General features: G+C 62.0%; 24 protein-coding genes and 1 pseudogene. 19 read left to right on the top strand and 6 right to left on the bottom strand.

The genetic code is table 11. From position 1 onward, the window contains the following. The 9 genes and pseudogenes from FY112_RS32140 to FY112_RS32100 all read left to right on the top strand — a co-directional run. Window positions 1-424 (top strand): PfkB family carbohydrate kinase (locus tag FY112_RS32140; RefSeq protein WP_246700808.1); only part of this gene is annotated, 424 nt, incomplete at its 5' end. Window positions 425-765: 341 nt separating this feature from the next. Beyond that, on the top strand, window positions 766-1,911 hold the full coding sequence (gene ugpC, locus FY112_RS32135) for a sn-glycerol-3-phosphate ABC transporter ATP-binding protein UgpC (RefSeq protein WP_131620246.1): 1,146 nt from the start codon (window positions 766-768) through the stop codon (window positions 1,909-1,911). Between the two features lie 133 nt (window positions 1,912-2,044). Continuing rightward, the gene (locus tag FY112_RS32130; RefSeq protein ID WP_131620143.1) at window positions 2,045-3,121 is read left to right on the top strand and encodes a Gfo/Idh/MocA family oxidoreductase; all 1,077 of its coding nucleotides are present in this window, start codon (window positions 2,045-2,047) and stop codon (window positions 3,119-3,121) included. Further along, a complete protein-coding gene (locus FY112_RS32125; RefSeq protein ID WP_017956600.1) occupies window positions 3,121-3,966 on the top strand; it encodes a sugar phosphate isomerase/epimerase in 846 nt (281 codons plus the stop codon). The genes FY112_RS32130 and FY112_RS32125 overlap by 1 nt, the downstream gene beginning before the upstream one ends. Continuing rightward, window positions 3,963-4,772: an alpha/beta hydrolase gene (locus tag FY112_RS32120; protein WP_131620142.1), complete on the top strand. Its 810-nt coding sequence runs from the start codon at window positions 3,963-3,965 to the stop codon at window positions 4,770-4,772. The genes FY112_RS32125 and FY112_RS32120 overlap by 4 nt, the downstream gene beginning before the upstream one ends. 4 nt (window positions 4,773-4,776) lie before the next feature. After that, window positions 4,777-5,478, top strand: a complete 702-nt coding sequence (locus FY112_RS32115) for a ribulose-phosphate 3-epimerase (RefSeq protein WP_131620141.1) — start codon at window positions 4,777-4,779, stop codon at window positions 5,476-5,478. A gap of 14 nt (window positions 5,479-5,492) precedes the next feature. Continuing rightward, window positions 5,493-6,458 carry an ROK family protein gene (locus FY112_RS32110; protein ID WP_131620245.1) on the top strand — a complete coding sequence of 322 codons (966 nt, stop codon included), beginning with the start codon at window positions 5,493-5,495 and terminating at the stop codon, window positions 6,456-6,458. A 170-nt stretch (window positions 6,459-6,628) separates the two neighbouring features. Beyond that, window positions 6,629-6,784 (top strand): annotated as a pseudogene (locus FY112_RS32105) (trehalose utilization protein ThuA); the annotation flags it as partial. A gap of 152 nt (window positions 6,785-6,936) precedes the next feature. Further along, on the top strand, window positions 6,937-7,974 hold the full coding sequence (locus tag FY112_RS32100; protein ID WP_017956595.1) for a Gfo/Idh/MocA family oxidoreductase: 1,038 nt from the start codon (window positions 6,937-6,939) through the stop codon (window positions 7,972-7,974). 146 nt (window positions 7,975-8,120) lie between these two features. Here the strand turns inward: FY112_RS32100 and FY112_RS32095 are convergent, their stop codons facing one another. The 5 genes from FY112_RS32095 to FY112_RS32075 form a co-directional block, all read right to left on the bottom strand. Beyond that, window positions 8,121-8,516 (bottom strand): DUF4112 domain-containing protein, encoded by a 396-nt coding sequence (locus FY112_RS32095; protein ID WP_011648837.1) that lies wholly within the window; start codon window positions 8,514-8,516, stop codon window positions 8,121-8,123. 171 nt (window positions 8,517-8,687) lie between these two features. Beyond that, window positions 8,688-9,761, bottom strand: coding sequence for an alcohol dehydrogenase family protein (locus FY112_RS32090; RefSeq protein ID WP_017956594.1), 1,074 nt, complete (start codon window positions 9,759-9,761; stop codon window positions 8,688-8,690). A 14-nt stretch (window positions 9,762-9,775) separates the two neighbouring features. Then, window positions 9,776-11,155: an aspartate aminotransferase family protein gene (locus FY112_RS32085; RefSeq protein WP_017956593.1), complete on the bottom strand. Its 1,380-nt coding sequence runs from the start codon at window positions 11,153-11,155 to the stop codon at window positions 9,776-9,778. 42 nt (window positions 11,156-11,197) lie between these two features. Beyond that, the gene (locus FY112_RS32080; RefSeq protein WP_131620139.1) at window positions 11,198-12,694 is read right to left on the bottom strand and encodes an NAD-dependent succinate-semialdehyde dehydrogenase; all 1,497 of its coding nucleotides are present in this window, start codon (window positions 12,692-12,694) and stop codon (window positions 11,198-11,200) included. Between the two features lie 120 nt (window positions 12,695-12,814). Next, the gene (locus FY112_RS32075; RefSeq protein WP_017956591.1) at window positions 12,815-13,312 is read right to left on the bottom strand and encodes an Lrp/AsnC family transcriptional regulator; all 498 of its coding nucleotides are present in this window, start codon (window positions 13,310-13,312) and stop codon (window positions 12,815-12,817) included. A gap of 101 nt (window positions 13,313-13,413) precedes the next feature. On the opposite strand from FY112_RS32075, the gene FY112_RS32070 reads away from it, so the two are divergent. From FY112_RS32070 to doeB, 10 genes are all read left to right on the top strand, one after another. Further along, window positions 13,414-14,799, top strand: coding sequence for a PLP-dependent aminotransferase family protein (locus FY112_RS32070; protein ID WP_051077313.1), 1,386 nt, complete (start codon window positions 13,414-13,416; stop codon window positions 14,797-14,799). Window positions 14,800-14,921: 122 nt separating this feature from the next. Further along, window positions 14,922-15,707, top strand: a complete 786-nt coding sequence (gene ehuA, locus FY112_RS32065; protein WP_017956589.1) for an ectoine/hydroxyectoine ABC transporter ATP-binding protein EhuA — start codon at window positions 14,922-14,924, stop codon at window positions 15,705-15,707. A gap of 56 nt (window positions 15,708-15,763) precedes the next feature. After that, on the top strand, window positions 15,764-16,612 hold the full coding sequence (gene ehuB, locus FY112_RS32060) for an ectoine/hydroxyectoine ABC transporter substrate-binding protein EhuB (protein ID WP_017956588.1): 849 nt from the start codon (window positions 15,764-15,766) through the stop codon (window positions 16,610-16,612). 180 nt (window positions 16,613-16,792) lie between these two features. Beyond that, window positions 16,793-17,452 (top strand): ectoine/hydroxyectoine ABC transporter permease subunit EhuC, encoded by a 660-nt coding sequence (gene ehuC, locus FY112_RS32055; RefSeq protein WP_003550191.1) that lies wholly within the window; start codon window positions 16,793-16,795, stop codon window positions 17,450-17,452. Window positions 17,453-17,456: 4 nt separating this feature from the next. Next, on the top strand, window positions 17,457-18,116 hold the full coding sequence (ehuD, locus tag FY112_RS32050; RefSeq protein ID WP_017956587.1) for an ectoine/hydroxyectoine ABC transporter permease subunit EhuD: 660 nt from the start codon (window positions 17,457-17,459) through the stop codon (window positions 18,114-18,116). 2 nt (window positions 18,117-18,118) lie between these two features. Beyond that, window positions 18,119-18,898: an ectoine utilization protein EutA gene (eutA, locus tag FY112_RS32045; protein WP_151520205.1), complete on the top strand. Its 780-nt coding sequence runs from the start codon at window positions 18,119-18,121 to the stop codon at window positions 18,896-18,898. A 4-nt stretch (window positions 18,899-18,902) separates the two neighbouring features. Further along, window positions 18,903-19,904, top strand: coding sequence for a hydroxyectoine utilization dehydratase EutB (gene eutB / locus FY112_RS32040; protein ID WP_151520204.1), 1,002 nt, complete (start codon window positions 18,903-18,905; stop codon window positions 19,902-19,904). Continuing rightward, window positions 19,901-20,893 carry an ectoine utilization protein EutC gene (eutC, locus tag FY112_RS32035; RefSeq protein WP_017956584.1) on the top strand — a complete coding sequence of 331 codons (993 nt, stop codon included), beginning with the start codon at window positions 19,901-19,903 and terminating at the stop codon, window positions 20,891-20,893. Before eutB ends, eutC begins: the two co-directional genes overlap by 4 nt. 32 nt (window positions 20,894-20,925) lie before the next feature. Next, window positions 20,926-22,107 carry an ectoine hydrolase DoeA gene (gene doeA, locus FY112_RS32030; RefSeq protein WP_094088150.1) on the top strand — a complete coding sequence of 394 codons (1,182 nt, stop codon included), beginning with the start codon at window positions 20,926-20,928 and terminating at the stop codon, window positions 22,105-22,107. A gap of 7 nt (window positions 22,108-22,114) precedes the next feature. Further along, window positions 22,115-23,131 carry a N(2)-acetyl-L-2,4-diaminobutanoate deacetylase DoeB gene (gene doeB, locus FY112_RS32025; protein ID WP_017956582.1) on the top strand — a complete coding sequence of 339 codons (1,017 nt, stop codon included), beginning with the start codon at window positions 22,115-22,117 and terminating at the stop codon, window positions 23,129-23,131. Window positions 23,132-23,281: 150 nt separating this feature from the next. Here the strand turns inward: doeB and FY112_RS32020 are convergent, their stop codons facing one another. Beyond that, complete coding sequence (locus FY112_RS32020; RefSeq protein WP_026158189.1) at window positions 23,282-25,099, bottom strand: HAMP domain-containing methyl-accepting chemotaxis protein; 1,818 nt, start codon at window positions 25,097-25,099, stop codon at window positions 23,282-23,284. Window positions 25,100-25,181: the final 82 nt, after the last annotated feature.

The raw sequence follows: 25,181 nt of genomic DNA, 5'->3' as shown, positions 1-25,181 counted from the left end.
GGCTTTCGCCGACCACCTGGTGCTGCCGCTTGCCTTCGGGCGGGAGTACACCGGCGAGGGCGATCCCACGATGATCCTGGAAAAGCTCTGGTCCGCGGATCGATCCGCGGTTGTCCTGACTGATGGCGAACGAGGGACCTACCTCCGCCAGAAGGGCGATGCCACCCGGTGGCATGTGCCGGCCTATCAGGTTCAGGCAGTCGACACGACCGGCGCCGGGGATTGCTTTCACGGTGCCTACGCCCTTGCCCTCGCGAGGGGTAAGAGCCCGCTTGATTGCATTGCCTATGCCACGGCGGCTGCCGCCATTTCCGTGACCGCACGGGGAGGGCGCCGAGGCCTGCCAGATCACCGGACGTGCCTGGCATGGATGGCGGCGGAGAATGCGCCCGCGCCGCTCCCGATTCCCGGACGTCAAGAATGAGCGCGGGCGGCGATGGGTGTCGGCTCCGGTCGACCGCCCCAACAGAGCCTCACGGGGTGACGTGTCATTGAATCGCATTGAACGATCTCTCAACGGCTGCAACTTCGACCATAAAAGTTACGCGCGGTAAAAAATATAATTCCGCATTTGATCTTTAATTTCTCGTAAAAGATTTATATTTTTCAAATAGATATTAGAAACGTCCGGTGATCTGCGGCGAACTATCCTCGATTCTTTGGTTGACTTTGAAGCTCAGGCCTGAGCTTTCTTGTCAAAAGGATCGGAGACGGCGGGGAGCGCCGTTTGAAGATGTGATCCGGACTAGTACGGGAGGACGAGACGTGGCTGTGGTTGTACTCGACAAAATCTGCAAGACCTATGGAAACAGCTACCATGCGATCAAGGATCTGAGCCTGACGATCCACGATGGCGAGTTTCTGATTCTGGTCGGGCCGTCCGGATGCGGAAAATCGACCGCTCTGCGCATGATTGCCGGGCTCGAGGAAATCAGCAGCGGAACATTGAGCATCGGCGGTCAGGATGTCGTGGATCTCGCACCCAAGGACCGGGACATAGCCATGGTCTTTCAGAGCTATGCGCTTTATCCGCACATGACCGTGTTCGACAACATCGCCTTTTCGATGAAGCTGGCCGGAAAGAACAAGGCCGAACGCACCAAGCGCGTGCATGAGATCGCCAAGATCCTGCAGCTGGAATCCTTGCTGGGCAACAAGCCCGCGCAGCTTTCCGGCGGCCAGCGCCAGCGTGTTGCGATGGGCCGCGCCATGGTCCGCGAGCCCGCGGCATTTCTCATGGATGAACCGCTCTCGAACCTTGATGCGAAGCTGCGTGTTCAGATGCGGGCGGAGATCGCCAGCCTGCAGAGACAGCTGGGCGTGACGACGATCTACGTGACGCACGACCAGACCGAAGCGCTGACCATGGGCGATCGGGTCGCGGTGCTGAAGGGCGGCGTGCTTCAGCAGGTGGATACGCCCAAGGCTCTGTATCACCGCCCGGTCAATGCGTTTGTCGCGGGCTTTATCGGTTCGCCGTCGATGAACCTTTTCGAAGGGCGTCTGGCGAGCGGGCGGATCCATCTGTCGGGCTTCTCCATTCCCTTGTCCGACGGCGCCTTCGAGCGCAATCCCGGTCTATCCGCTTTCGAGGGAAAGGATGTGATCTTTGGGGTCAGGCCAGAGGACCTCTACGACTGCCGGTTGCCATCAGGAGCCTCCCATCCGACGATCCCGGTTGTCGTGAAGTCGATCGAGGAACTCGGCTCCGAGTTGATCGTGCACTTGAAGATCGACGCGGTCCGGATCGACTCGGGCGATCCCGATGCCGTCGAGGACCTGAGCGGGGCCGCCAACGCGGTCGCGCGGTTCGAAGCGGTCAGCGCGGTCGAGACGGGCCAATCGATCGATCTGGCCATCGACCCGGCGAAACTTCACTTTTTCAATCCTCAAACACATATGGCGCTGTGACGTGACGAGGGAGAGCCGACACGCCGGTGGCGGTCCGGCCAGAAGACGCGGGCGACGTTCGATGTCTTGAAAGCATTCCATCCGACGCCGAAACCAGCATTCATCTTCAATATCCGATCCAAAGGGCTTATCGATGCCAGCAAAACAGGAACGACGTCTCCGCATCGGCGTGTTGGGAGCGGGCCAGATTGCCCAGGCCGCACACTTCGAGAGCTGCACGAAGGCAGCCAATGCCGACCTCTATGCGATTTGCGACGTCGCCGAGGATCTCCGCGAACGCATGGCTATCACCCACGGGGCGGAAAAGACCTATGGCGATTACGATCAGATGCTGGCCGATCCCGACCTCGATGCCGTGGTCATCGCGACGGCCGATGCCTTTCACGTCCCGGCTTCCCTTCGCGCCCTTCAGGCGGGCAAACATGTCCTCTGTGAAAAGCCGGTCGGCGTCACCATCGAGGAATGCCTTGAACTGAAGGCCGCAGTCGACAAGTCGGGAAAGGTGTTTCAGGTCGGGCACATGAAGCGTTTCGACGCGGGGCTGCAGGCTGCCAAGTCCTTCATCCGCGATGAAATGGGCGAGATGGTCGCTCTCAAAGCATGGTATTGTGACAGCACGCACCGCTATCCGATGACCGATGCGGTCCAGCCTCTGATCGTCACCAGCGCCGATGCGAAGAAACCCTCCACCAATCCGAAGGCCGACCTGCGGCGCTACTATATGCTTGCGCACGGTTGCCATCTGATCGACACGGCACGTTATTTCGCCGGCGACATCGTTTCCGTCAACGCTCGTCTGTCCGAGCGAGCCGGTATCTGGTGCTGGTTCGTGGACGTGGAATTTGCCTCCGGCACACTCGGCCATCTCGATCTCACCGTCCAGGTGCGCATGGACTGGCACGAAGGCTTTCAGATCTACGGCAAGAACGGCAGCATTTTGGGCAAGACCTATAACCCGTGGTACTACAAGACCAGCGAGGTGGACATTTTCCGAGAAGCGGATGGAGCCACCCATCGCGTTCTCGGTGCCGACGGCCATTTCTACCGCCGTCAGGTCGAAGGCTTCGCGCGCACTATTCTGGATGGCGCAGTGATGGAAGGCGCCGACATCGATGATGGCCTGGCATCGGTCCGCGCCATGGTCGCGGTTGCGCGCTCCGTCGAAAGCGGCAAGGCGGTTGCGCTGGCCGACGTCACGGGTGGCGTGTGATGAAGCTCGGCATCTTTGCAAAGACCTTCGAGGGAACGGAACCCTTGACCGTTCTCAATGCGGCCGCCGCAGCCGGGTTCACCTGCGCACAATACAATATGGCTTGCTCAGGCTTTCCGCCGATGCCAGAGACGATTACCGAAGCCCAGGCCCGCTCAGTTGCCGAAGCGGCGCGCGAGAGCGGCGTCGAGATCGTTGCCGTTTCCGGCACTTTCAACATGATCCATCCGGATCCTGCCTTGCGCGAGGCCGGCCTTCGCAGACTGGCAACGCTGGCTGAGCGCTGCGCCGGCATGTCGACGGCTCTGATCACGCTTTGCACCGGCACACGCGACCCCATCGACCAGTGGAAGGCGCATGCCGACAACGACACGCCGGAGGCCTGGCGGGATCTCCTCGCGGCGATGGCGGCGGCCATCGAGATCGCCGAGCGCTACGAGGTCGATCTCGGCATCGAGCCCGAGCTTGCCAATGTCGTCAACTCCGCTGAGAAAGCCTATCGGCTGATCGCGGCACTGAAGAGCCCCCGCATCAAGATCGTGCTCGATCCGGCCAATCTCTTCGAGGTCGCGACGCTGGATGAGCAGCGGAACATTGTCTCGTCCGCCATCGACCTTCTGGCCGATCGGATCGTCATGGCGCATGCGAAAGATCGCAATCCGGACGGTAGTTTCGCGACTGCCGGCAAGGGTGTGCTCGACTACGCGCATTATCTCGGCCGTCTCAAGGCGATCGGTTTTAAGGGCAGTCTCGTCACGCATGGTCTTTCGGCCTCGGAGGCGGCCGGTGTGGCAACCTTCCTGAAGAATAGCCTCGACGGTAATTCTGCGGAGGCTGGCAGATGAGACGGGCGCAACCGTTCGAAACCAGCGACGGGGCCATTCTCAATGTGGATGTGGCGGGCGAGGGCGCGTCCATAATCTTCCAGCACGGCCTATGCGGCGACGCGGCGCAGACCGATGAGGTCTTTCCGCTCGACGCAGGTTTTCGCCGGGTCACGATCGAAGCGCGCGGGCACGGCCATTCCCAAGCCGGCAAACTGGAGCAGCTGTCGATCGCGACCTTCTGCGATGATATCGCCGCCTATATCGAAAAAGACCTTACGGCGCCGATCGTGATCGGCGGCATCTCGATGGGCGCGGCGATCGCTTTACGTGTCGCGGTCAAGCGACCGGATCTTGTCAAGGCTCTGATCATCGCAAGGCCGGCCTGGCTGACGGCATCCGCGCCGGAGAATATGGCACCCAACGCCGAAGTCGGGCATCTTTTGAAAACTCTGCCGCCGGATGAGGCAAAGACCGCCTTCCTTGCCGGGCCGGTTGGCGTGCGGCTCGCCGCCGAGGCGCCGGACAATCTGGCCTCGCTCGTCGGCTTTTTCTCCCGCTCTCCTTTGGATGTGACCGCCGAACTGCTCACCAGGATTTCCAATGATGGTCCCGATGTGACCGACGAGGAGGTCGGCAATCTCACCTTGCCGACGCTGGTTATCGGCCATGATCGGGACAGCATTCATCCTTTCGCCTACGCGCATGCTCTTGCCGAGCGGATTGCCGGCGCGCGCTTCGTGCAGATCACATCGAAGACCGAGAGCCGTACGCAATACGTCGCCGACTTCCGGCTTGCCATGGGCAATTTTCTGAAGGAGCTCTGAAACAATGACACCCCCCTCCAAGACCTGGATCGCGGATCTTCCGAAGGATCGCCTGATTGCCGAATTCTCCGTCTGGTCGGCCGATCTCGTGCGTCTGGCGGACGATCTGGCACGCGTCGATCCTCACGTCGACGTCCTCCACATCGATGTCGCCGATGGCCACTTCGCACCGGCAATGTTGTTTTTCCCTGATCTTGTTGCCGGTGTGCGCAAAGTGTCCGCGCGCCCGATCCATGTTCACCTGATGGTCGCCGACAGCATCCTCCTGTCGCAGATCGAGCAGTTCGCCGATGCGGGCAGCGACCTGATCAGTCTTCATGTTGAAAACGAAAGCGTCGCCGACCAGGCTCTCGATCTTCTCGATCGCCGCGGTGTGGCCGCCGGCATGGTCCTCAAGGTCGATACCCCAGTCGAGCGGATCGAGAAATACGCTTCCCGGCTGCGCTTTGTGACATTGCTCGGCACGGCGATCGGTGTGAAGGGCCAGGGCCTCGACGAAAAGGCCGGCGCTCGGCTGCAACAAGCCAAGCAGATCATCGCCGGCTGCGGTGCGGCGCATCGGATCGTGCTTGCCGCCGATGGCGGTATTCGCGAGCACACCGTGCCTCTCCTGCGCCAGTCGGGTGCGGAGACGGTGGTCCTCGGTTCCCTGGCTTTCAATGCGCCGTCGCTCGACGAGCGGATGGCATGGGTGCGCGCACTCTAATTCATGGTCTTCACATGCAGCAGATTGCCATTGGAATCGACCTCGGTGGGACGCAGGTGCGCGCTGCCCTCGTCGACGAGCACGGCGGGATCCTGGCGCGTGCAGCCGAACCGACGGATGCGCTGGCGGGCCCCGACCGGGTGCTCGCCCAAATCTGCGGCCTGACAGATGGATTGCTTGCAGCATCGAACCCTACCTCGGTAGTGGGCGTCGGCGTATCCGCCCCAGGCCCGCTCGATACGGTCGCCGGTGTCGCCTCGAATATCCCGACGCTCTCCGGCTTTGTCGATTTTCCACTGAAGGCGGAATTGCAGAAGCGGTTTCCGTTTCCGGTCGACCTCGAGAACGATGCTATTGCCGCTGCCATCGGCGAGTGGCAGTTCGGAGCCGGCAGGGGGCTCGATAATCTGGTCTATGTCACGGTGAGCACCGGCATTGGCGGTGGCGTTGTGTCGGACGGTCGCGTCGTGCGCGGCCGCAAGGGCATGGCAGCCCATGTCGGGCACATGTCGGTCGTGCCGAACGGAGAGCTTTGCCCCTGCGGCAACAGGGGTTGTTTCGAGGCCTACGGATCCGGAACGGCTTTTGCGCGCCGCGCCCAAATGAGGGCGATGGAAACCAGCGGGACGACGATAGGCAGCGACGGCGGCGCCATCGACAGCCGCAGCGTTTTCGCGGCCGCAAGAAATGGCGATCGTCTCGCAAATCAACTGATTGACGAGGAAGCGGAAATTCTCGGTCGCGGCTTCACCAGTCTGATCCATATCTTCAGTCCGGATATCATCGTGATGGGAGGTGGGCTTTCCCACGAGTTCGACCGGCTGCAGCCGGGTATTCAATGCTACATCACGCAATGGGCAATGCCGGCATTCAAGGATGTCAGGGTAATGCTGGCGGCGTTGGATCAGAACTCGGGCCTCGTTGGCGCAGCGGCTCTGGCGTTTCTGACCGGCAAGGTTCCTTCGATCGATCAGCTTTAGAAAAGCAGGCCGGTCCCGCGTGCTGTAAACGCAACTGACGCAAAGCCCCTGGAGACGCGGCAACGGTTTGTGCGACGGGCAGGGTCGAAATGGGCGCAGCCAAGACAATCGTCAACATCCCCTTTCCGTATCGAGAGGTTGCTCTCCGTCAGGGCGGCGGGGCGGTACTTAAGGTGCTGATCAACGGCGTGAAGTGGGCCTATAACCCTGAGGGGTCGTTGACGAGTATTACCGATGCTCCAAATGTCCCGGTAGAAAAAGCACTGGAGCCGATCGTCGAACGCGGCCCGAGACTGCACCAGGCCGGCGAAGCCGGTTACCGCTGAGGAACTGAACACCTTCCTTGGGCGTGGACGCCACGCGTGCGGTCGCCCGGGAAAACACTGCGCTGACAGTTGTCGCTCTCCATTTGGCAAGACCATCTGGCGGTTGTGAAAGACGACGGTAATGATTTCGATAAACGACCATGAGGACAAAAATGCGCTTGATCATTCTCGGAACCGGAGGATGGGCAAACACCCATGCCATGAATTTTTCCGAAATCGCCGACGTAAAAATTGTTGCTGCTGTCGATACGGACGAGGTCCGGCTGCGGGCCTTCGCGCTCAGGCATGGTATCCCACTTACTTTCACGTCGCTTGATGACGCCCTTGCCTGGGGAGAGTTTGACGCCGTGACCAATGTCACGCCGGATCGCGCGCATTATTCCACGACAATGAAGATACTCGGCGCCGGCAAGCATGTCCTCTGCGAGAAGCCGCTGGCGGTAAACTACCGCGAAGCCAAAGAAATGGCCGACGCTGCCGCTGCGTCCGGCAAGGTCACGATGGTAAACCTTACCTATCGTAATGTAGCGCCGCTGCAAGCAGCGCGTAAGATGGTGCTGGACGGACGCCTCGGCGCGATCCGCCACTTCGAAGCATCCTATCTCCAGAGCTGGCTGGTCTCAAAGGCGTGGGGCGACTGGACCAAGGAATCGCAATGGCTTTGGCGGCTGTCGACAAAGCACGGCTCCAATGGCGTGCTGGGCGATGTCGGTATCCATATTCTCGACTTCGCGGTTTTTGCCGCCGGAAGTGACGTCAAGGCAGCCGCATCGCATCTTAAGGTGTTCGACAAGAGCCCCGGAAATCGGATCGGCGAGTATGATCTCGACGCCAACGACAGTTTCCTGATGATGGCTGAACTCGAAAACGGGGCGGCTGGCGTGATCCACGCAACGCGCTGGGCGACTGGCCATCTGAACGAATTGCGCCTGCGCCTGCATGGAGACAAGGGCGCGCTGGAGGTGGTGCATACACCTGAAGGTTCGACGCTTAGGGCCTGCGAAGGTCCCGATGCCGACAAGGCAATCTGGCGTAAGATCGAGGTCGAACCGGTTATCACCAATTTCCAACGATTTGCAAATGCCGTGCAAAAGGGGCAGCTGGATGAGCCTGGTTTCGGCCACGCGGCCAAGCTGCAATTCGTTCTTGACCACGCAGTGAAGACGGCCGGTGCTCTGACTGAACTTTAAGCGAAGGCGCTCCAGTTCACGGCCACCTCTGCAGGTTGCTCGTCGTTTTAAGGCGAGGGCACCGGTTACGCGGCCTCGTTGGAACCGGTGCCGACGGCCTCATACAAATTCCTCGACAGGGGAGTTGCAAAGGGACGTCGGCTTGGTCAGATGCGCCGGTTCAACTCATCTTCGCTGATCCCAAAGTGGTCGAGAATGATGCCGACGTTTCGGCGATGAGATTTGAAATAGACGTCGAAGATATCGCCAAGCAGCGGAACGGTTCCGCCGGCGGCGTCGATCCCGAGATTGACGGCCATGCGTGCGAGCTTGTGGGTGGGAATGCCGAGGCGTCTTGCCTCATCGATGATGAAAAGACCGATGAGGGATGCGGCAATGTCGCCGACGGCCGGGATAAGGCCGAGAATCGAGTCTGCACCGATCCTCACGCCGATGACAGGCAATCTGACCGCGGTATCCATCAGGCGCGCTATGCCGACGGCGCGCCGAATTCTGCCGAGTTCAATGGACGTCAGGTGTTTCGTGCTGGCGGAGGCTGGCATCAGCGACCTTTTGGCGCGAACGACCGTTCCGCCTCCTCGAGTGAGGGCGCGGTAAGGACGTCGTCGCATTGCTGCGGAATAGTCGGACGCATCGAAAGCCCGGTGCCATGATGATATTCCATGGCCGTGAAACGCTGCAAACCCGATAAGGTTCGCCCGCAAAAGCAAGGATCATCTCTCGTCGGGAACCACGACCAATTTGCCCACAAAGTTCTTCGCCATGAAATCGGTCTGCGCGCGGTGGAATTCCGACAGCGGATAGACGCCGCCGACGAGAGGCCGGATCTTCCGGCTTTCGATATAGCCGACGATCCGGCGGAAGTCGGCGCGGCTTCCCTGGCTCGAGCCGTGCAACTCCAGCTGCTTCAGATACATGGTGCGCAAATCGAGCTGAACGACCGGGCCGGCGATGGCGCCGGCTGTCGTATAGCGGCCTTCGGGGCGCAGGATCTTCAGGAGATCGTTAAACAGCGGCCCGCCGACGAGATCGGCGACGACATCGATCGGCTGGCCACGGCTGGCGGAATGGACGGCTTCGACCAGATCGCCCTTGCCGCGGGTCACCACCGCCTCGGCGCCGATATCGAGCATCGCCGCCTCCTTGCCGGGGCCTGCGACCGCGATCGGGACGGCGCCGCGGGCCCGCGCGAGCTGGATGATCGCCGAGCCGACGCCGCCCGAGGCGCCGGTCACGAGGACGCGTTCACCGGCAACAAGCCTTGCCCGTTCCAACATGCGCTCGCCGGTCAGATAGGCGCAGCAGAAGGTGGCGAGTTCGACGTCGGTCAGATCGGTTGCGACGACATGGGCGTTCTCGGCCGGCAGTGCCATGTATTCGGCATAACCGCCGTCGCGGCCATGGCCCATATAATCGATGTCTGCGAGGCTGTCGTCGTCGCGGTTATAGATCGAGAAGTCGACCATGACGCGTTCGCCGATGCGTGCCGGATTAACGCCGGCGCCGACGTCGACGATATGGCCGACCGTATCGGTGCCCTGAATGCGCGGGAATGTCAGCGTATTGCCTTGCCTGCGCCATGTGGAGACGGCGGAGGGATCGTCCTCGGTGCCATAGGCGCCTTGGCGGACCCAGACGTCGGTATTGTTCATGCCGCAGGCGGTGACGCGGATCAGAACCTCGCCGTCCGCGGGTCTCGGGACGGGCACATCCATGCTATAGACGAGTTTGTCCAAACCGCCATGGCCGGTGAGCAATACCGCCGCCATCTTTTCCGGGATCGTCATGCCGCTCTTCTCCCTCAGATGTTCTTGAAGACGGTTTCGATCGTATCCGCCGCGGCCTTGACCACGATGTCGGCCTCCTCGCGTGTCAGGCAAAGCGGCGGGGCGAAGCCGAGGATGTCGCCCTGCGGCATGGCGCGGCCGATGACACCGCGTTCGAGCAGGGCGGAGGCGACCTGCGGGCCGATCTTGCGGCCGGCATCGAAGAACGTCCGGTCGTCCTTGTCCTCGACGAATTCGACGGCCGCCATCAGTCCGTCGCCGCGGACTTCGCCGACGTTGCGGTGGCCGCCGACGGCCTTTGCGAGTTCCGAACGGAAATAGGCGCCGGTCGCGCCGGCATTCTCGACGATGCCGAGTTCATCGATTAGTTCGAGATTGGCAATGCCTGCTGCAGCACAGATCGGATGGGCGGAATAGGTCCAGCCGTGCCCGATCGCGCCCATCTGATCGGAACCCTGCACCAGGATTTGCCAGATCTTGTTCGAAACGATTGTGCCGGAAAGGGGAGCGTAGGCCGAAGTCAGGCCCTTGGCGATGGTGATCAGGTCCGGCTTCATGCCGTAATGATCCGAGCCGAACATCGTGCCGAGGCGGCCGAAGCCGGTGACGACTTCATCGGCGACGAGCAGGATGTCATATTTGTCGAGCACGGCCTGGATCTTCTGCCAGTAGTCTTTCGGCGGCGGCACGATGCCGCCGGTGCCGAGGATGGGTTCGCCGATGAAGGCGGCGATCGTTTCCGGGCCTTCGGCGATGATCATCTCCTCGAGCTTGTCGGCGCAATATTGCGAGAACTGCTCCTCGCTCATCGACCGGTCGGGGCGGCGGAAATAATAGGGCGCTTCGGTGTGCAGCACCGGTGCCCGCGGTAGATCGAAAGCGTTGTGAAAGAGCGCAAGGCCGGTGAGGCTGCCGGTCATGACGCCGGAGCCGTGATAACCGCGCCAGCGCGAGATGATCTTCTTCTTTTCCGGACGGCCGAGGATGTTGTTGTAGTACCAGATGAGCTTGATGTTGGTCTCGTTGGCATCCGAGCCGGAGAGACCGAAATAGACGCGGCTCATGCCGGCGGGGGCGCGGTCGATGATCATCTTCGACAGCGTAATCGAGGCTTCCGTGCCGTGGCCGACATAGGCGTGGTAATAGGCGAGGTTCTTCGCCTGTTCGGCGATCGCGTCGGCGATCTTCTGGCGGCCGTAGCCGACATTGACGCAATAGAGGCCGGCAAAGGCGTCGAGGCTTTTGCGGCCTGTCGTGTCGGTGATGTAGACGCCTTCGCCGCCGGCGACGACACGGGTCGGCGTCTCGCCGCGGGCATGCCCGCCCATATGGGTCGAGGGGTGGAAGAAGTGATCGCGGTCCCAGGCGGTGAGTTCGTTGCTTCTGTCGAGCATGTCGTAGCCTCTTTCTTGAATGGGGGCTCACTTGAAATGGGGTCAGGCGGCCGTGTCGATGCAGAGATATTTGAGCTCGGTGAAGGCCTCGAGCCCATGGCGTGAACCCTCGCGGCCGAGGCCGGACTGCTTCCAGCCGCCGAAGGGAACGGGAGCGCCGGTGATCTTCACCCGGTTGACCGCCACCATGCCGTATTCCAGCGCGCGGCCGAGCCGCATCTGGCGGGCGCCGTTCTCCGTGACGATATAGGCGACGAGGCCGTATTCGGTATCGTTAGCGCGGGCGATGACCTCGTCTTCGGTGTCGAAAGTGGTAACCGCCGCAACAGGCCCGAAGGTCTCCTCGCGCATGATCAGCGCATCCGCCGGCACATCGGTCAGCAGCGTCGGCTCGTAGAAGAGCCGGCCGGCTTTGTGGCGCCTGCCGCCGGTGACGAGCCGTGCGCCATGCGCCAGCGCGTCGGAGACTTGTTCCTCAACCTTGCCGACGGCGCGTTCATGCATCAGCGGTCCGATCTCGGCGCCATCCTGAAGCCCCGGACCAACCTTCAGTTCGGCAATGCGGTCTGCGAAGGCCTTGGCAAAGGCATCGGCGATCCGCCGCTGGACGAAAATGCGATTGGCGGCGAGGCAATCCTGGCCTGATGTGGCAAACTTGGCGTTGATGGCGATGTCGACCGCCTTTTTTATATCGGCGTCGTCGAAGATGATCAGCGGGGCGTGGCCGCCGAGTTCCATCACCAACCGCTTCAGGGTCGGTGCGCATTGGGCGGCGATCAGCCGTCCGATCCCGGTGGAGCCGGTAAAGCTCATGGCGCGCACGCGGACATCGGTGCACATCCGTCCGACGATCGTTGCGGCGTTGCCGGTGACCACGTTGAAGACTCCGGCGGGAATGCCCGCCCGTTCGCCGAGCTCGGCAAGCGCCAGTGCCGAAAGCGGCGTTTCGGAGGAGGGGTGGGCGACGACCGTGCAGCCGGCGGCCAGCGCTGCAGCAGCCTTTCGGGTGAGCATGGCAGAGGGGAAGTTCCAGGGCGTGACGATGCCGACGACGCCGAGCGCCTCGCGCCGGACGATCATTTCCGCATCGGGCAGATGGCTAGTGACGCTCTCGGCGTTCAGCCGCTTGCCTTCCTCGGCATACCATTCGACGAAGGAGGCGGCGTAATCGATCTCGCCACGCGATTCCGCAAGCGGCTTGCCCTGCTCGAGCGTCATGATCAGTGCCAGATCCTCCTTGGCCGCAAGCATCAGCTCAAACCATTTGCGCAGGATCGCCGCGCGGCTCTGCGGCAGCATTGCGCGCCAGCTGGCGAAAGCCTCCGACGCCGCATCGATCGCCACCGCCGTCTCATCGGCGCCAAGCCTTGCAACCCAGGCCAGCGTCGCCGAAGAAGCGGGATCCGTGACCTCGAAACTTTTCCCTGATTTGCCGGCGATCCACCGGCCGCCGACATAGGCCAGATCGCGCAGGAGATGACGGTCGGTAAGCCGCGACAGCGCGTCATGATAGGCAGGGCGGGCAAAAACGGCGGTCATGTCCAGTCTCCTCGTGGCGGTTGACGTCAGTCTTCCACGGGAGCGGGCGAGAGATTGTCTGTTGGCGGATGCAAAAAGAGAGAGATGGTCTAAAGGACGGCGGCCTGGCAGAGAGATTGTCTACAACGCGCTCGGTTCTTCACCGGTGGCAGTGAAGGAAGAGACCGGAAGGACGGTGTCCTCCTTGACCGTCTTGGTCACGATGTAGGTGAAGTAGCGGTCGATGCCGAGTTCGCGGTCGAGAAGCCCGTCGACCAGCCGCTGATAGGCATCGATATCGGGCGCGATGATTTTCAGGATGTAATCGACGCCGCCGCCGACCGACCAGCAGGCGACGATCTCCGGGATTGCGGTCACGGCGCGCTCGAAGCGCTCGAAATCCGCCTGGCGATGGTTGGCGAGCGTCACTTCCATCATCACGTTGGCGACCGGAGCGATGCGCCGCGGCGCGATGCGCGCGTGATAGCCGGTGATAACACCCGCCTTTTCGAGCTTGCGCAGCCGCATCCAGCACGGCGTCGGCGACAGTCCGGCCTTTTCGGCCAGCGCCAGTTTGGTGATACGGCCGTCGCGCTGGACGGCGTCGAGAATGCGCAGGTCGATGGCGTCGAGCTTCATGGTGCTTTCTTTAGAAAGAAATCATTTCAAACGCAGCGAAAAGACAATGGGAGCGCATTTTGGCATTGTCAATTGAACTGATTTTCAGCAGTGTTGAAATCATGACAAAGTGGCGCCCCGATCCCTCGCAACTTCGCCGGCCGGCCTATCTCTCGCTTGCCGAACAGATCGCAAGCGCGATCACGGACGGCAAGCTCTCCGACGGCACACAATTGCCGCCGCATCGCAAGCTGGCGGACGATCTGCATCTTTCCGTGCAGACGGTCAGCCGCGCCTATGACGAGCTGATCCGCCGGGGGCTGATAACAGGCGAGATCGGACGCGGCAGCTTCGTCCAGACCAGGCCGCGCGAGCCGGAACCGCCCTACCTGCCGGAACGGCTGGGCGAGGTGATCGACCTGTCGATCCTGAAGCCGGTCTGCGAGCAGATCCATTTGGAAAGGCTGCGGCAGGCCTTCGGCTGGCTTTCGGAAAACCTGCCTTCCAGCTCGGCGCTTTCGTTCAGGCCGAACATGGTATTTCCGCGCCACCGCGCGGTCGCCACGGAATGGCTGGCGCGCTGCGGGCTGGAGGTATCGCCGCTGAACATCAGCGTGACGAACGGTGCGACATCGGGCATGACGGTGGCGCTGATGAGCGTCGCCCCGCCCGGCTCGACGGTTGCGACCGAAGCGATCAGCCATCATACGCTGGTTCCGCTCTCCACCTATCTCGGTCTGCACCTCGAAGGGCTGGCGATCGACGAGGAGGGCATGATCCCCGAAGCGCTGGACGAAGCCTGCCGAAAGGGACCGATCCGGGCCATTTTTCTGCAGCCCTCGGTGATCAATCCGATGGCGGCGCTGATGAGCGCGGAGCGCAGGCAGGCGCTTGCCACCGTCGCTGCGAAACATGATATCGCGATCATCGAAAACGATATTCTCGGCCCGATGGTCGAGGGTCGTGCGCCGCCGATGGCCGCGTTTGCGCCGGAGCGGACACTCTACGTTACGAGCTTCACGAAAATTACTGTTCCCGGCCTGCGGATCGGTTATCTCACCGCGCCCGACCGCTATGTCGCCGCCGTCGCCAACCGGCATCTCGTCTCCAACTGGATGGCGACGCCTGCCATGGCCGAGATCGCCACCCGCTGGGTCAGCGACGGCACGGCGATGGAGCTGGTCAACTGGCAGCGCCGTGCCCTTTTGAGCCGGCACGCGATCGCGGCGGAGATGCTGGCCGGCCTGCCGTACCGGGCGCATCCGCAAAGCCTGCACGTCTGGCTGCCGCTCTCAGGCAATCATACGGAGGACGGCTTCGTATCGCAGGCAAGGCTGCGCGGCGTGGCGATCGCGCCTGGCAAATCGTTCCACACCGGCGATCAAGGCTGGACGCCAGCCGTGCGCATCTCGCTTGGCTCGACAACCGAAAGCGAGCTGCGGACGGGGCTCGGCATCGTCGCCTCATTGGCGCAAGGCAATCCGGAAGAGCTGCTGCTTGCGATCTGATGCCGCTGCCTTGTATTTGAGCGTGTGCAGAATAATTGTCATGATATTATTTTACGAATTGACATGATTTTGATGGACCGTCATCGTTAGGACATTGCTTGTCTCAACAGGGAGAGACATGAATGCTTCCGCCCATCATCCGCATCGACAATATCGTCAAGAAATACGGCCCGCTGACCGTGCTCGACGGCCTGTCGATGAATGTCATGCCGGGCGAGAAGCTGGCGCTGATCGGGCCATCCGGCTCCGGCAAGACGACGATCCTGCGCATTCTGATGACTTTGGAGACGATCAGCGGCGGCCATATCGAGGTCGACGGCGAACAGCTCTACCACATGCCTGGTAGCAGTGGGCTGGTGCCGGCCGATGAACGGCATCTGCATCGCATGCGCGAAAAGATCGGCATGGTCTTTCAGCATTTCAATCTGTTCCCGCATAAATGCGTGCTCGACAACGTGACGCTGGCGCCGATGCTGACGAAGGGTATCAAGCGGCCCGTGGCTGAAAAGCGGGCGATGGAGCTTCTCGATATGGTCGGCCTGGCCGACAAGGCAAAGAGCGTTCCGGCGCAGCTTTCCGGCGGGCAGAAGCAGCGCGTCGCCATTGCCAGGGCGCTGGCGCTGTCGCCGAAGATCATGCTGTTCGACGAGGTGACCTCGGCGCTCGATCCGGAACTGGTCGAGGAGGTGCTGAACGTCATGCGGCGGCTCGCCTCCGAGACCGACATGACCATGCTTCTCGTCACGCATGAGATGGGCTTCGCCCATGATTTCGCCGACCGTGTGCTGTTTTTCGATCGCGGCAAGATCGTCGAGGAAGGCAAGCCAGGCGACATCTTTCGCAATCCGACGCAGGAGAGGACGCAGACTTTCCTGCGCAAGATCATTGCGGCGGGGCACCGCGTCTGACCTCAGACATTGCCCGCAAGAACAAAACTCAAGGAAAATCAGAGGAGTTGGGAACGATGAAAACAGGATATCTTTTGAGCGCCGCCAGCCTGTCGGTGCTTCTGGTCACGGCGGCTGCGCCTGCCTCCGCCGCCGATGACAAGCTCGAGCAGCTGAAGGAGCAAGGCTTTGCGCGTATCGCCATCGCCAACGAGCCGCCGTTCACCGCCGTCGGCGCCGATGGCAAGGTGTCCGGCGCCGCACCCGATGTGGCGCGCGCGATCTTCGAAAAGCTGGGCATCAAGGAAGTGGTCGCCTCGATCTCGGAATATGGCGCAATGATCCCCGGCCTGCAGGCCGGCCGCCACGACGCGATCACCGCAGGCCTCTTCATGAAGCCCGAGCGCTGCAACGCCGTCGCCTATTCCGAACCGATCCTTTGCGACGCCGAAGCTTTCGCTCTCAAGAAGGGCAACCCGCTGAAGCTGACGAGCTACAAGGACATCGCCGACAATCCGGACGCCAAGATCGGCGCGCCGGGCGGCGGCACCGAGGAAAAACTGGCGCTTGAGGCCGGCGTGCCGCGTGACCGCGTCATCGTCGTTCCGGATGGCCAGAGCGGCATCAAGATGCTGCAGGACGGCCGCATCGACGTCTACTCGCTGCCGGTCCTGTCGATCCATGACCTGATGGCCAAGGCAAACGATCCGAACCTCGAAACCGTCGCTCCCGTCGTCAATGCTCCGGTCTATTGCGATGGCGCGGCCTTCCGCAAGCAGGACGTTGCACTGCGCGACGCCTTCGATGTCGAGCTGAAGAAGCTGAAGGAATCGGGCGAATTCGCCAAGATCATCGAGCCCTACGGTTTCTCGGCCAAGGCGGCGATGTCGACGAGCCGCGAAAAGCTCTGCGCCGCGGCGAAGTAACAAAGGGTAAGCAGCCGGCCATGCCTCAGGCATGGCCGGATCGCCCTCGAACGATCTCCTAAAGCGCGTCGCGATCTTTCAGATGCACTCCTCGCGCTTCAGGTCCGTGTTTTTACGCATGTCGTTCTCGCAAAACCGCGGCACAGTTTTGCGCGACATGCCCTAGGAAGCGAGTTGCCGATGTCGGTATGGTCCGGCTATCTGACACTGATCCTTGAGGGCGCCTTGGTGACGCTCGAACTGACGATCATGGGGTCTGCGCTGGCGCTGGTGATGGCCTTCCTGGCGGGCCTTGGCCGCCTGTCGCGCTTCTTCGCCGTGCGCGCTCTGGCGACGGCCTATATCGAGTTCTTCCGCGGCACCTCGATCTTCGTCCAGCTCTTCTGGGTCTATTTCGTGCTGCCTTTTGCGGGCTTGACCCTGACGCCGCTGCAGGCGGGCGTGCTGGCGCTCGGGCTGAATGTCGGCGCCTATGCGGCGGAAGTGGTGCGCGGCGCCGTCAAGGCTGTCGGGCGCGAACAATCGGAAGCCTGCATCGCGCTCAACCTGTCGCGATATCAGCGGATGCGTCACGTCATCCTGCCGCAGGCGCTGCCGCTGATGCTGCCGACCTTCTGCAACAATGCGATCGAACTCCTGAAGGGCACGGCCGTCGTGTCGCTGATCTCGCTGACGGATATGACGTTCCAGGCGCAGGTGGTGCGGGCGCAGACCGGCAATACGCTGGTGCCCTTCGCGACGATCCTCATCCTCTATTTTCTCATGGCTTCGGCGATCTCCGCGACAATGCGCTGGCTGGAGCGGCGGATGGCGCGCAGCCTCGACGGCATAAGGACCTGATCAGATGGAATGGGATTGGGACTTCGTCTGGCAGATCATGCCGACCCTTCTCGAAGGGTTCAAAATCACTCTTCTCGCGACCATCCTCGGCGCTGCCGTCGCCATGATCGCTGGCCTGGGGCTCGCCATTGCACGGCGATCACCGGTCGCTGGCATTTCCAGGACGGTCGCTTTCGTCTCGGAATTCATCCGCGGCACGCCGCTGCTGGTGCAGCTCTACTTCATCTTCTACGTGCTGCCGGATATCGGCATCCGGCTGGCGCCGCTGGTCGCCGGCGTCATCGGCATGGGCATTCACTATGCGACCTATACCGCCGAGGTCTATCGCGCCGGCATCGAGAACGTGCCGCGCGGACAATGGGAGGCGGCCAAGGCCACCAATCTCTCGACGCGCCAGGCCTGGATCCACGTGATCCTGCCGCAGGCAATCCCGCCGATGATCCCGGCGCTCGCCAATTATTTCATCGCCATGTTCAAGGAGACGCCGCTGCTTTCGGCGATCACCGTGCTCGAACTCATGAACCAGGCAAAGAGCATCGCCAACAGCAACTACCGCTACATCGAGCCGATGACGCTGGTCGGCGTCTTCTTCCTCGTCATCAGCCTGATCTCGGTGGTGGGATTACGCTGGCTCGAGGAACGCTACGCCAGGATGGATGACTGACCATGACTGTAGAGATCGAGATCATCGCTGCCGGCCGGCCGCCGCGGCTGGAGGATCGGCCGCTGGAAAAGCGCATCGGCCTGGTCATCCTCGCGACGGACCATACGACGGAAGTCGACTTCCAGCGCATGGTCGCCAGTGATCGCCTCGGGGTCTATGTCAGTCGCATCCATTATGCTAATCCGGTCACACCGGAAAACCTCTTGAGGATGCAGCCGTCGCTGACGGAAGGCGCGGCACTGATCCTGCCAGACGAGGCGCTCGATGCCATCGTCTATTCCTGCACTTCCGCCTCGGTGGTGATCGGTGACCGGAATATCGAGGCGGCGGTCCATGCGGCCAAGCCCGGCGTTTCCGTCGTGACGCCGACGGCTGCCGCGGTGACTGGCCTGAAGGCGCTGGGCGCCAGACGGATTTCGGTGCTGACGCCCTATACGATCGAGACCAGCCGGCCGATGGCGGATTATTTCGCGGAGCTCGGCTTTGCGATCGACCGCTTCACCTGTCTCGGCCTGACCGATGATCGCGAGATGGCGCGGATCGCGCCGGACGAGATCCTTGCCTTCGCGCGCCAGGCGCTGGCACCGCAGTCGGACGCGCTGTTTATCTCCTGTACGGCGGTGCGGGCAGCAGAGGTCGCGGCTGGGATCGAGGCTGAAATCGGCAAGCCGGTCGTCACCAGCAATCTCGCGACCGCCTGGGCTTGCCTGCGGCTTTGCGGCGACGATCGGGCGCGGCCCGAACTCGGTCAATTGATGACCAAGCCCTACCGGGAAGGCTGAGATCATGGTGAGCACCTTGCCCGTTTCGCTGGAGGATATCCGTGCGGCGGCGCGCCAGATTGCCGGCCGCGTGATCTGCACGCCGATGGTGCAGTCCTTTTCCCTTGGCGAATTGGCCGGCGTACCTGTCCATCTCAAGCTCGAACATCATCAGACGACCGGCAGCTTCAAGCTGCGCGGCGCGACCAATGCGGTGCTGTCCTTGTCGCCGGCAGAGCGCTCGCGCGGTGTCGTCGCCGCCTCGACCGGAAATCACGGCCGGGCGCTTGCCTATGCGGCAAAGGCGGAAGGCGCTGTTGCGACCATCTGCATGTCGCGGCTGGTGCCGGAGAACAAGGTTTTGGAAATCCGTCGCCTCGGTGCCGATGTCCGCATCGTCGGCGTATCACAGGACGAGGCGCAGCAGGAGGTCGATCGGCTGGTTCGCGAGGAGGGGTTGGTGATGGTCCCGCCCTTCGATGATCCTGATGTCGTGGCCGGGCAGGGAACACTGGGGCTCGAAATCATCGACACCCTGCCGGAGGCGGCAATCGTGCTGGTGCCGCTCTCGGGCGGCGGCCTTGCGGCCGGCGTTGCCGCTGCGGTCAAAGGCATCAGTCCAACAATCAAAGTGATCGGCCTGACGATGGAGAAGGGTGCGGCGATGAAGGCGAGCCTCGATGCCGGGCGGCCGGTGCAGGTCGAGGAAATGCCGAGCCTTGCCGACTCGCTCGGCGGCGGCATCGGCCTCGACAATCGCGTGACCTTCGCCATGTGCCGCGAGCTTCTCGACGAGGTCATCTTGCTGACGGAAGCGGAAATCGCCGCCGGCATGCGTCATGCCTATGCCTGCGAACGCCAGATCGTCGAAGGCGCGGGCGCGGTCGGCATCGCAGCGGTGCTTGCGGGAAAAATCAGGGGCGGCGGTCCCATCGTCGCGATCTTGTCCGGGGCGAATGTCGACATGGAGCAGCACCGGCAGGTGATCAACGGGACGCAGCCGCTCTACGGTGAGGAGGGACCATGAGCCGGATGATCATTCTGACGGAAGCGGAACTGAGGAAAGTCATCGCGCTTGATCGCGATGCGGTTGATTGCGTCGAGGCCGCTTTCGCAGCCCTTGCCACCAAGGCTATCGCAATGCCGCCGATCCTGCGGCTCGACATTCCGGAATATCGGGGCGAAGTCGATGTGAAGACGGCCTATGTGCCCGGCATCGAGGGCTTCGCAATCAAGATCAGCCCCGGTTTCTTCGACAATCCGAAGATTGGTCTGCCGAGCACCAACGGCATGATGGTGCTGCTGTCGAGCCGAACCGGACTGGTGCAGGCCTTACTGCTGGACAATGGTTATCTCACCGATGTGCGCACCGCAGCAGCGGGCGCTGTCGCGGCAAAACATCTGTCGCGGGAAAATGCGTCCGTGGCCGCGATCTTCGGTGCGGGCATGCAGGCGCGGCTGCAGCTCGAAGCACTGACGCTGGTCCGGCCGATCCGCGAAGCGAGAATATGGGCGCGCGATGCTGCCAAGGCGCAGAGCGTGGCAGCGGAATTGGCCGCAAAGCTCAGCTTTCCCGTCACCGCCACACCGGACGCCAGACATGCGGTGACCGGCGCTGATCTCATCGTCACTACCACGCCGTCCGAAACGCCGATCATCGAGGCCGGGTGGCTGGAACCCGGACAGCATCTGACGGCCATGGGCTCGGATGCGGAGCACAAGAACGAGATCGATCCGGCCGCCATCGCGGGTGCCGGCCTCTACGTCGCCGACAGCTTGAAGCAGACGCGGCGCCTCGGCGAGTTGCATCACGCCATCGACGCCGGCCTGGTCGCGGCCGATGCGGTCTTTGCCGAGCTCGGCCAGATCGTCGCCGGCCGGACGCCGGGGCGGATGCGCAGCGACCAGATCACCATTGCGGACCTGACCGGGACCGGCATCCAGGACACCGCCATCGCCACGCTCGCCTTTGCCCGCGCCGGTGCGGCGAATGCCGGGACCACATTCGAAAGCTGACCGGCGCGGCGCCGGAAGAGAAGGGAAGAAACATGACCCAGCCCAAACTCAAATTCTCGCTCGGCGAATATGCCGCGCGGCTGGAAAAGACACGGCGTGCCATGGAGACGAAGGGCGTAGACCTGCTTGTTATCAGCGACCCGTCGAACATGGCCTGGCTGACCGGCTATGACGGCTGGTCCTTCTACGTGCACCAGGCGGTGATCGTGCCGCCGCAGGGCGAGCCGATCTGGTTCGGCCGCGGTCAGGATGCCAATGGCGCCAAGTTCACCGCCTATCTGAAGCACGACAACATCGTCGGCTATCCCGATCACTACGTGCAGTCGACCGAGCGCCACCCGATGGATTACCTCTCGGGCATCCTGACCGAGCGCGGCTTCGGCAAGCTGACGATCGGCGTCGAAATGGACAATTACTGGTTTTCGGCGGCGGCCTATGCGGCGCTGCAGAAGCACCTGCCGAATGCGCGTTTCGTCGATGCAACCGCCCTCGTCAACTGGCAGCGAGCCGTCAAGAGCGAGACTGAGATCGGCTACATGCGCAATGCCGCCCGTATCGTCGAGGCGATGCACGCCCGCATCTTCGACAAGATCGAGGTCGGTATGCGCAAGTGCGATCTGGTCGCGGAAATCTATGATGCCGGAACTCGCGGCGTCGACGGCATCGGCGGCGATTATCCGGCGATCGTGCCGCTGCTGCCGTCCGGCGTCGAAGCATCCGCACCGCATCTGACCTGGGACGACCGGCCGATGAAGAGGGGCGAAGGCACATTCTTCGAGATCGCCGGCTGCTACAACCGCTATCACTTGCCATTGTCGCGCACCGTCTTCCTCGGCAAGCCGACACAGGCCTTTCTCGATGCCGAAAAGGCGACGCTGGAGGGCATGGAAGCCGGTCTTGCCGTCGCCAGACCCGGCAATACCTGCGAGGATATCGCCAACGCCTTCTTCGCGGTGCTGAAGAAATACGGCATCGTCAAGGACAACCGCACGGGTTACCCGATCGGCCTTTCCTATCCGCCGGACTGGGGCGAGCGCACCATGAGCCTGCGTCCCGGCGACCGGACGGAACTGAAGCCCGGCATGACCTTCCATTTCATGACCGGCCTCTGGCTCGAGGACATGGGTTTCGAGACGACCGAGAGCATCCTCATCACCGACAGTGGTGTCGAATGCTTCGCCGACGTGCCGCGCAGGCTGATGGTGAAGGATTGAGGCTGTCATGACAGAAATTGGCTTGCGGCCGTCGCCGATCAGCGCGACGGTCAATTTTGCCGCCGAGGGCGTCCAGCACGGTTTCCTGCGCCTGCCTTACAGCCGCGACGATTCCGCCTGGGGATCGGTGATGGTGCCGATAACGGTCATCCGGAACGGCAAGGGGCCGACGGCGCTGCTGACCGGCGGCAATCACGGCGACGAATACGAGGGACCGATCGCGCTTTTCGATCTTGCCCGCTCGCTGAAGGCCGAAGACGTGAACGGCACTGTCATCATCGTGCCGGCCATGAATTATCCGGCATTCCTGGCGGGAACCAGAACCTCGCCAATCGACAGAGGCAATATGAACCGCAGCTTCCCGGGCCGGCCGGACGGCACGGTGACGGAGAAGATCGCCGACTATTTCGGCCGTGTGCTTCTGCCGATGGCGGATCTCGTCCTCGACTTCCATTCCGGCGGCAAGACGCTCGATTTTCTGCCGTTCTGCGCCGCCCACATCCTGCCGAACAAGCAACAGCAGGAAAAAGCCTTCGAATTCGTGACGGCGTTTGCCGCTCCCTATTCGATGAAGATGCTGGAGATCGATGCGGTCGGCATGTACGACACCGCGGCCGAGGAAATGGGCAAGATCTTCATCACCACGGAACTCGGCGGCGGCGGCACCGCCACGGCCAAAAGTGCTGCGATTGCCAAGCGCGGCACCATGAACGTGCTACGCCACGCAGGGATCGTCGCGGGCGCCGTTGATCCCGGCCCGACGACCTGGCTCGACATGCCGGACGGCCGCTGCTTCTCCTTCGCAGAGGAGGGTGGGTTGATCGAACCTGTTATCGATCTCGGTGAAGTCGTCACCGACAATGCCGTCATCGCTCGCATCTATCCGACCGGGCGGACCGGAGTGGCCCCCCGCGAGATCCGCGCCGGCATGAACGGCATTCTTTGTGCCCGGCATTTCCCGGGGCTGGTCAAGGCTGGTGACTGCGTTGCTGTCGTGGCGATCGTGACGGCTAGAACAGGATGATTTTAGGCCGGGTCGGCCTAAAATCTGAATCCTGTTCTAAATTAAATGGTTAGAGCATGATGTCGTCCGAAAACCGCGCACACTTTTCGGCATCATGCTCTAGGTGATCGGACAGGCGAGGCGGGGTCAGTTTCGACTGCTGATCACACCTCAAGCCGCTTTTTGCGGTCTTGAGGTGCTGGCTCCCGCGTCGATCTGAAAGCGGTTTACCACCCCTTCCAGCGTCTGCGTTTGGCTGCCGAGCGCCCGGCAGGCCGAGGCGGTTTCGACGGCCATGGCCGCGTTGCGTTGCGTCACCTGATCGAGGGCGTTGACGGAGGCGTTGATCTCGCCGATCGCCACCGCCTGCTCGGATGACACCGAAACGATACGGGCGATCAGGCCGGCAACCTGCTCGACCTGGCCTTCGATTTCCAGCAGCGCCTTGCCGGTGCGATTGACAAGCTGCACCCCGGTGGAGACCTGAGACGAGGAGGTGGAAATCAGTGCTCTGATCTCCTTGGCGGCGTTGGCCGAGCGCAAGGCGAGTTCGCGCACTTCCTGCGCCACGACGGCGAAACCCTTGCCTGCTTCGCCGGCACGGGCGGCTTCAACCCCGGCATTGAGCGCCAGAAGATTGGTCTGGAAGGCGATTTCATCGATGACATTGACGATATCGCCGATCTGGGAGGACGAGCCTTCGATCCTTTCCATGGCGGCGATGGCTTCGCGAACGACGGCGGCCGAATGTTCGGCGCTGGTGCGCGTCTCGGCCATCATGCTGGTTGCCTTGCCGGCATGAGCGGAGGCGTCCTTCGCCTTGGCATTCATCTCATCGAGCGCGGCTGTTGCCTCTTCGAGCATGGCGGCCTGCTGTTCCGTGCGTGAGGCAAGGCTGTCGGCTGCATCGGTGATGCCGGCCGAGGAACTGCCCACTTGCTTGGAGGTCTGGGCGATCTCGGCCATCGAAGCGCAAAGCGCGTCCATACTGTCGTTGAACTTCGCGCGCAAAGTCTCATAGGCGGCGGCGAACGGCGTCGTGATCCGGCAATCGAGATTGCCGGTCGACAGCTGTTCCAGGCCGTATGTCAACCGATCGATCACCGTTTCGCGGATCTGCTCCTCTGCGGCCCTTTCGGCCAGCTGGCTGCGTTCGCGCTCAAATTCCGCATCGCGCAGTGCGGTCTCGCGCTTCTGCGCGTCTTGCCGCTCAAGCGCGTTGTGGCGGAATACCGCCACGGCCTTGGACATGGCTCCGATCTCGTCGGACCGGTTGGCATAGGGAACTTCGGTCGAAAAGTCGCCTTCGGCAAGGTTGCCCATATAGGCCTTCATGCCATCGAGCGGCACGATTGCTCGGCGACGCAAGAGATAGAGCCCCACCAGCAACAGCCCGAACGAACCGAGACCCGCAGCACCCGCATAGATCGTCCAGGTGACGATCTCCGAGGCAGCATTGCGCTCCTCGCCCTTCAGGAAGGCGTCGGAATTGGCAACGAGCTTCTCGACTGCATCCTGGTGCGAATGGAAGGCGACGCGCAGCTGCTCGATCGCACCATGCGCCTTGTCTTCATCCTTGGCATTCAGGGCCGGGATGATCTCACGGTTCATCACCCCCCAGAATGTATCGCCCTTGCCGATGACATCGTTTTCAAGCTCGTCCTTCAAAGCTTGCGGCAGCCGGGTGGTTTTCCAATAGGCGCGGCGGTCGTCGTAAGCGGCCTTGAGATTTGCGATCTTGGCAAGATTGGTTTCTGTGAGTTCGGGAAATTTGCTTGCCTCGAAGGACAGCATGTAGGATTCGACCACAAACAGCGGCGGCGGCAGAATATCGGCAATCAAATCTTTGCCGTAGACGACCTGCTCATAAACCGGCCCGTTGACTTTCAGCCGTTCGAGCGCCGATTGCTGCAAACCGATCGACATGAAAAGGCCGGCTGAAACGGCGACACCAAACGCCACTAGACTACGAGCAATGGTAAGTGCCAAGACTGTCTCCAAATAACTTTTGGCCTCTCTGCTTCGAGATGCCTGATCTACGTATGGCATTATTTCGTAAGACCACTGAGAT

The sequence above is a fragment of the Rhizobium sp. PEPV16 genome (genome assembly GCF_008919455.1).
Classification (GTDB): domain Bacteria; phylum Pseudomonadota; class Alphaproteobacteria; order Rhizobiales; family Rhizobiaceae; genus Rhizobium; species Rhizobium leguminosarum_Q.
This window is presented reverse-complemented; position numbering and strand designations above follow the sequence as displayed.

Coding starts and splice junctions, on each gene's coding strand:
- FY112_RS32130 (WP_131620143.1), top strand. CDS start 2,045: ATGCCAGCAAAACAGGAACGACGTCTCCGCATCGGCGTGTTGGGAGCG.
- FY112_RS32125 (WP_017956600.1), top strand. CDS start 3,121: ATGAAGCTCGGCATCTTTGCAAAGACCTTCGAGGGAACGGAACCCTTG.
- FY112_RS32120 (WP_131620142.1), top strand. CDS start 3,963: ATGAGACGGGCGCAACCGTTCGAAACCAGCGACGGGGCCATTCTCAAT.
- FY112_RS32115 (WP_131620141.1), top strand. CDS start 4,777: ATGACACCCCCCTCCAAGACCTGGATCGCGGATCTTCCGAAGGATCGC.
- FY112_RS32110 (WP_131620245.1), top strand. CDS start 5,493: ATGCAGCAGATTGCCATTGGAATCGACCTCGGTGGGACGCAGGTGCGC.
- FY112_RS32100 (WP_017956595.1), top strand. CDS start 6,937: ATGCGCTTGATCATTCTCGGAACCGGAGGATGGGCAAACACCCATGCC.
- FY112_RS32095 (WP_011648837.1), bottom strand. CDS start 8,516: ATGCCAGCCTCCGCCAGCACGAAACACCTGACGTCCATTGAACTCGGC.
- FY112_RS32090 (WP_017956594.1), bottom strand. CDS start 9,761: ATGACGATCCCGGAAAAGATGGCGGCGGTATTGCTCACCGGCCATGGC.
- FY112_RS32085 (WP_017956593.1), bottom strand. CDS start 11,155: ATGCTCGACAGAAGCAACGAACTCACCGCCTGGGACCGCGATCACTTC.
- FY112_RS32080 (WP_131620139.1), bottom strand. CDS start 12,694: ATGACCGCCGTTTTTGCCCGCCCTGCCTATCATGACGCGCTGTCGCGG.
- FY112_RS32075 (WP_017956591.1), bottom strand. CDS start 13,312: ATGAAGCTCGACGCCATCGACCTGCGCATTCTCGACGCCGTCCAGCGC.
- FY112_RS32070 (WP_051077313.1), top strand. CDS start 13,414: ATGACAAAGTGGCGCCCCGATCCCTCGCAACTTCGCCGGCCGGCCTAT.
- ehuA (WP_017956589.1), top strand. CDS start 14,922: ATGCTTCCGCCCATCATCCGCATCGACAATATCGTCAAGAAATACGGC.
- ehuB (WP_017956588.1), top strand. CDS start 15,764: ATGAAAACAGGATATCTTTTGAGCGCCGCCAGCCTGTCGGTGCTTCTG.
- ehuC (WP_003550191.1), top strand. CDS start 16,793: ATGTCGGTATGGTCCGGCTATCTGACACTGATCCTTGAGGGCGCCTTG.
- ehuD (WP_017956587.1), top strand. CDS start 17,457: ATGGAATGGGATTGGGACTTCGTCTGGCAGATCATGCCGACCCTTCTC.
- eutA (WP_151520205.1), top strand. CDS start 18,119: ATGACTGTAGAGATCGAGATCATCGCTGCCGGCCGGCCGCCGCGGCTG.
- eutB (WP_151520204.1), top strand. CDS start 18,903: ATGGTGAGCACCTTGCCCGTTTCGCTGGAGGATATCCGTGCGGCGGCG.
- eutC (WP_017956584.1), top strand. CDS start 19,901: ATGAGCCGGATGATCATTCTGACGGAAGCGGAACTGAGGAAAGTCATC.
- doeA (WP_094088150.1), top strand. CDS start 20,926: ATGACCCAGCCCAAACTCAAATTCTCGCTCGGCGAATATGCCGCGCGG.
- doeB (WP_017956582.1), top strand. CDS start 22,115: ATGACAGAAATTGGCTTGCGGCCGTCGCCGATCAGCGCGACGGTCAAT.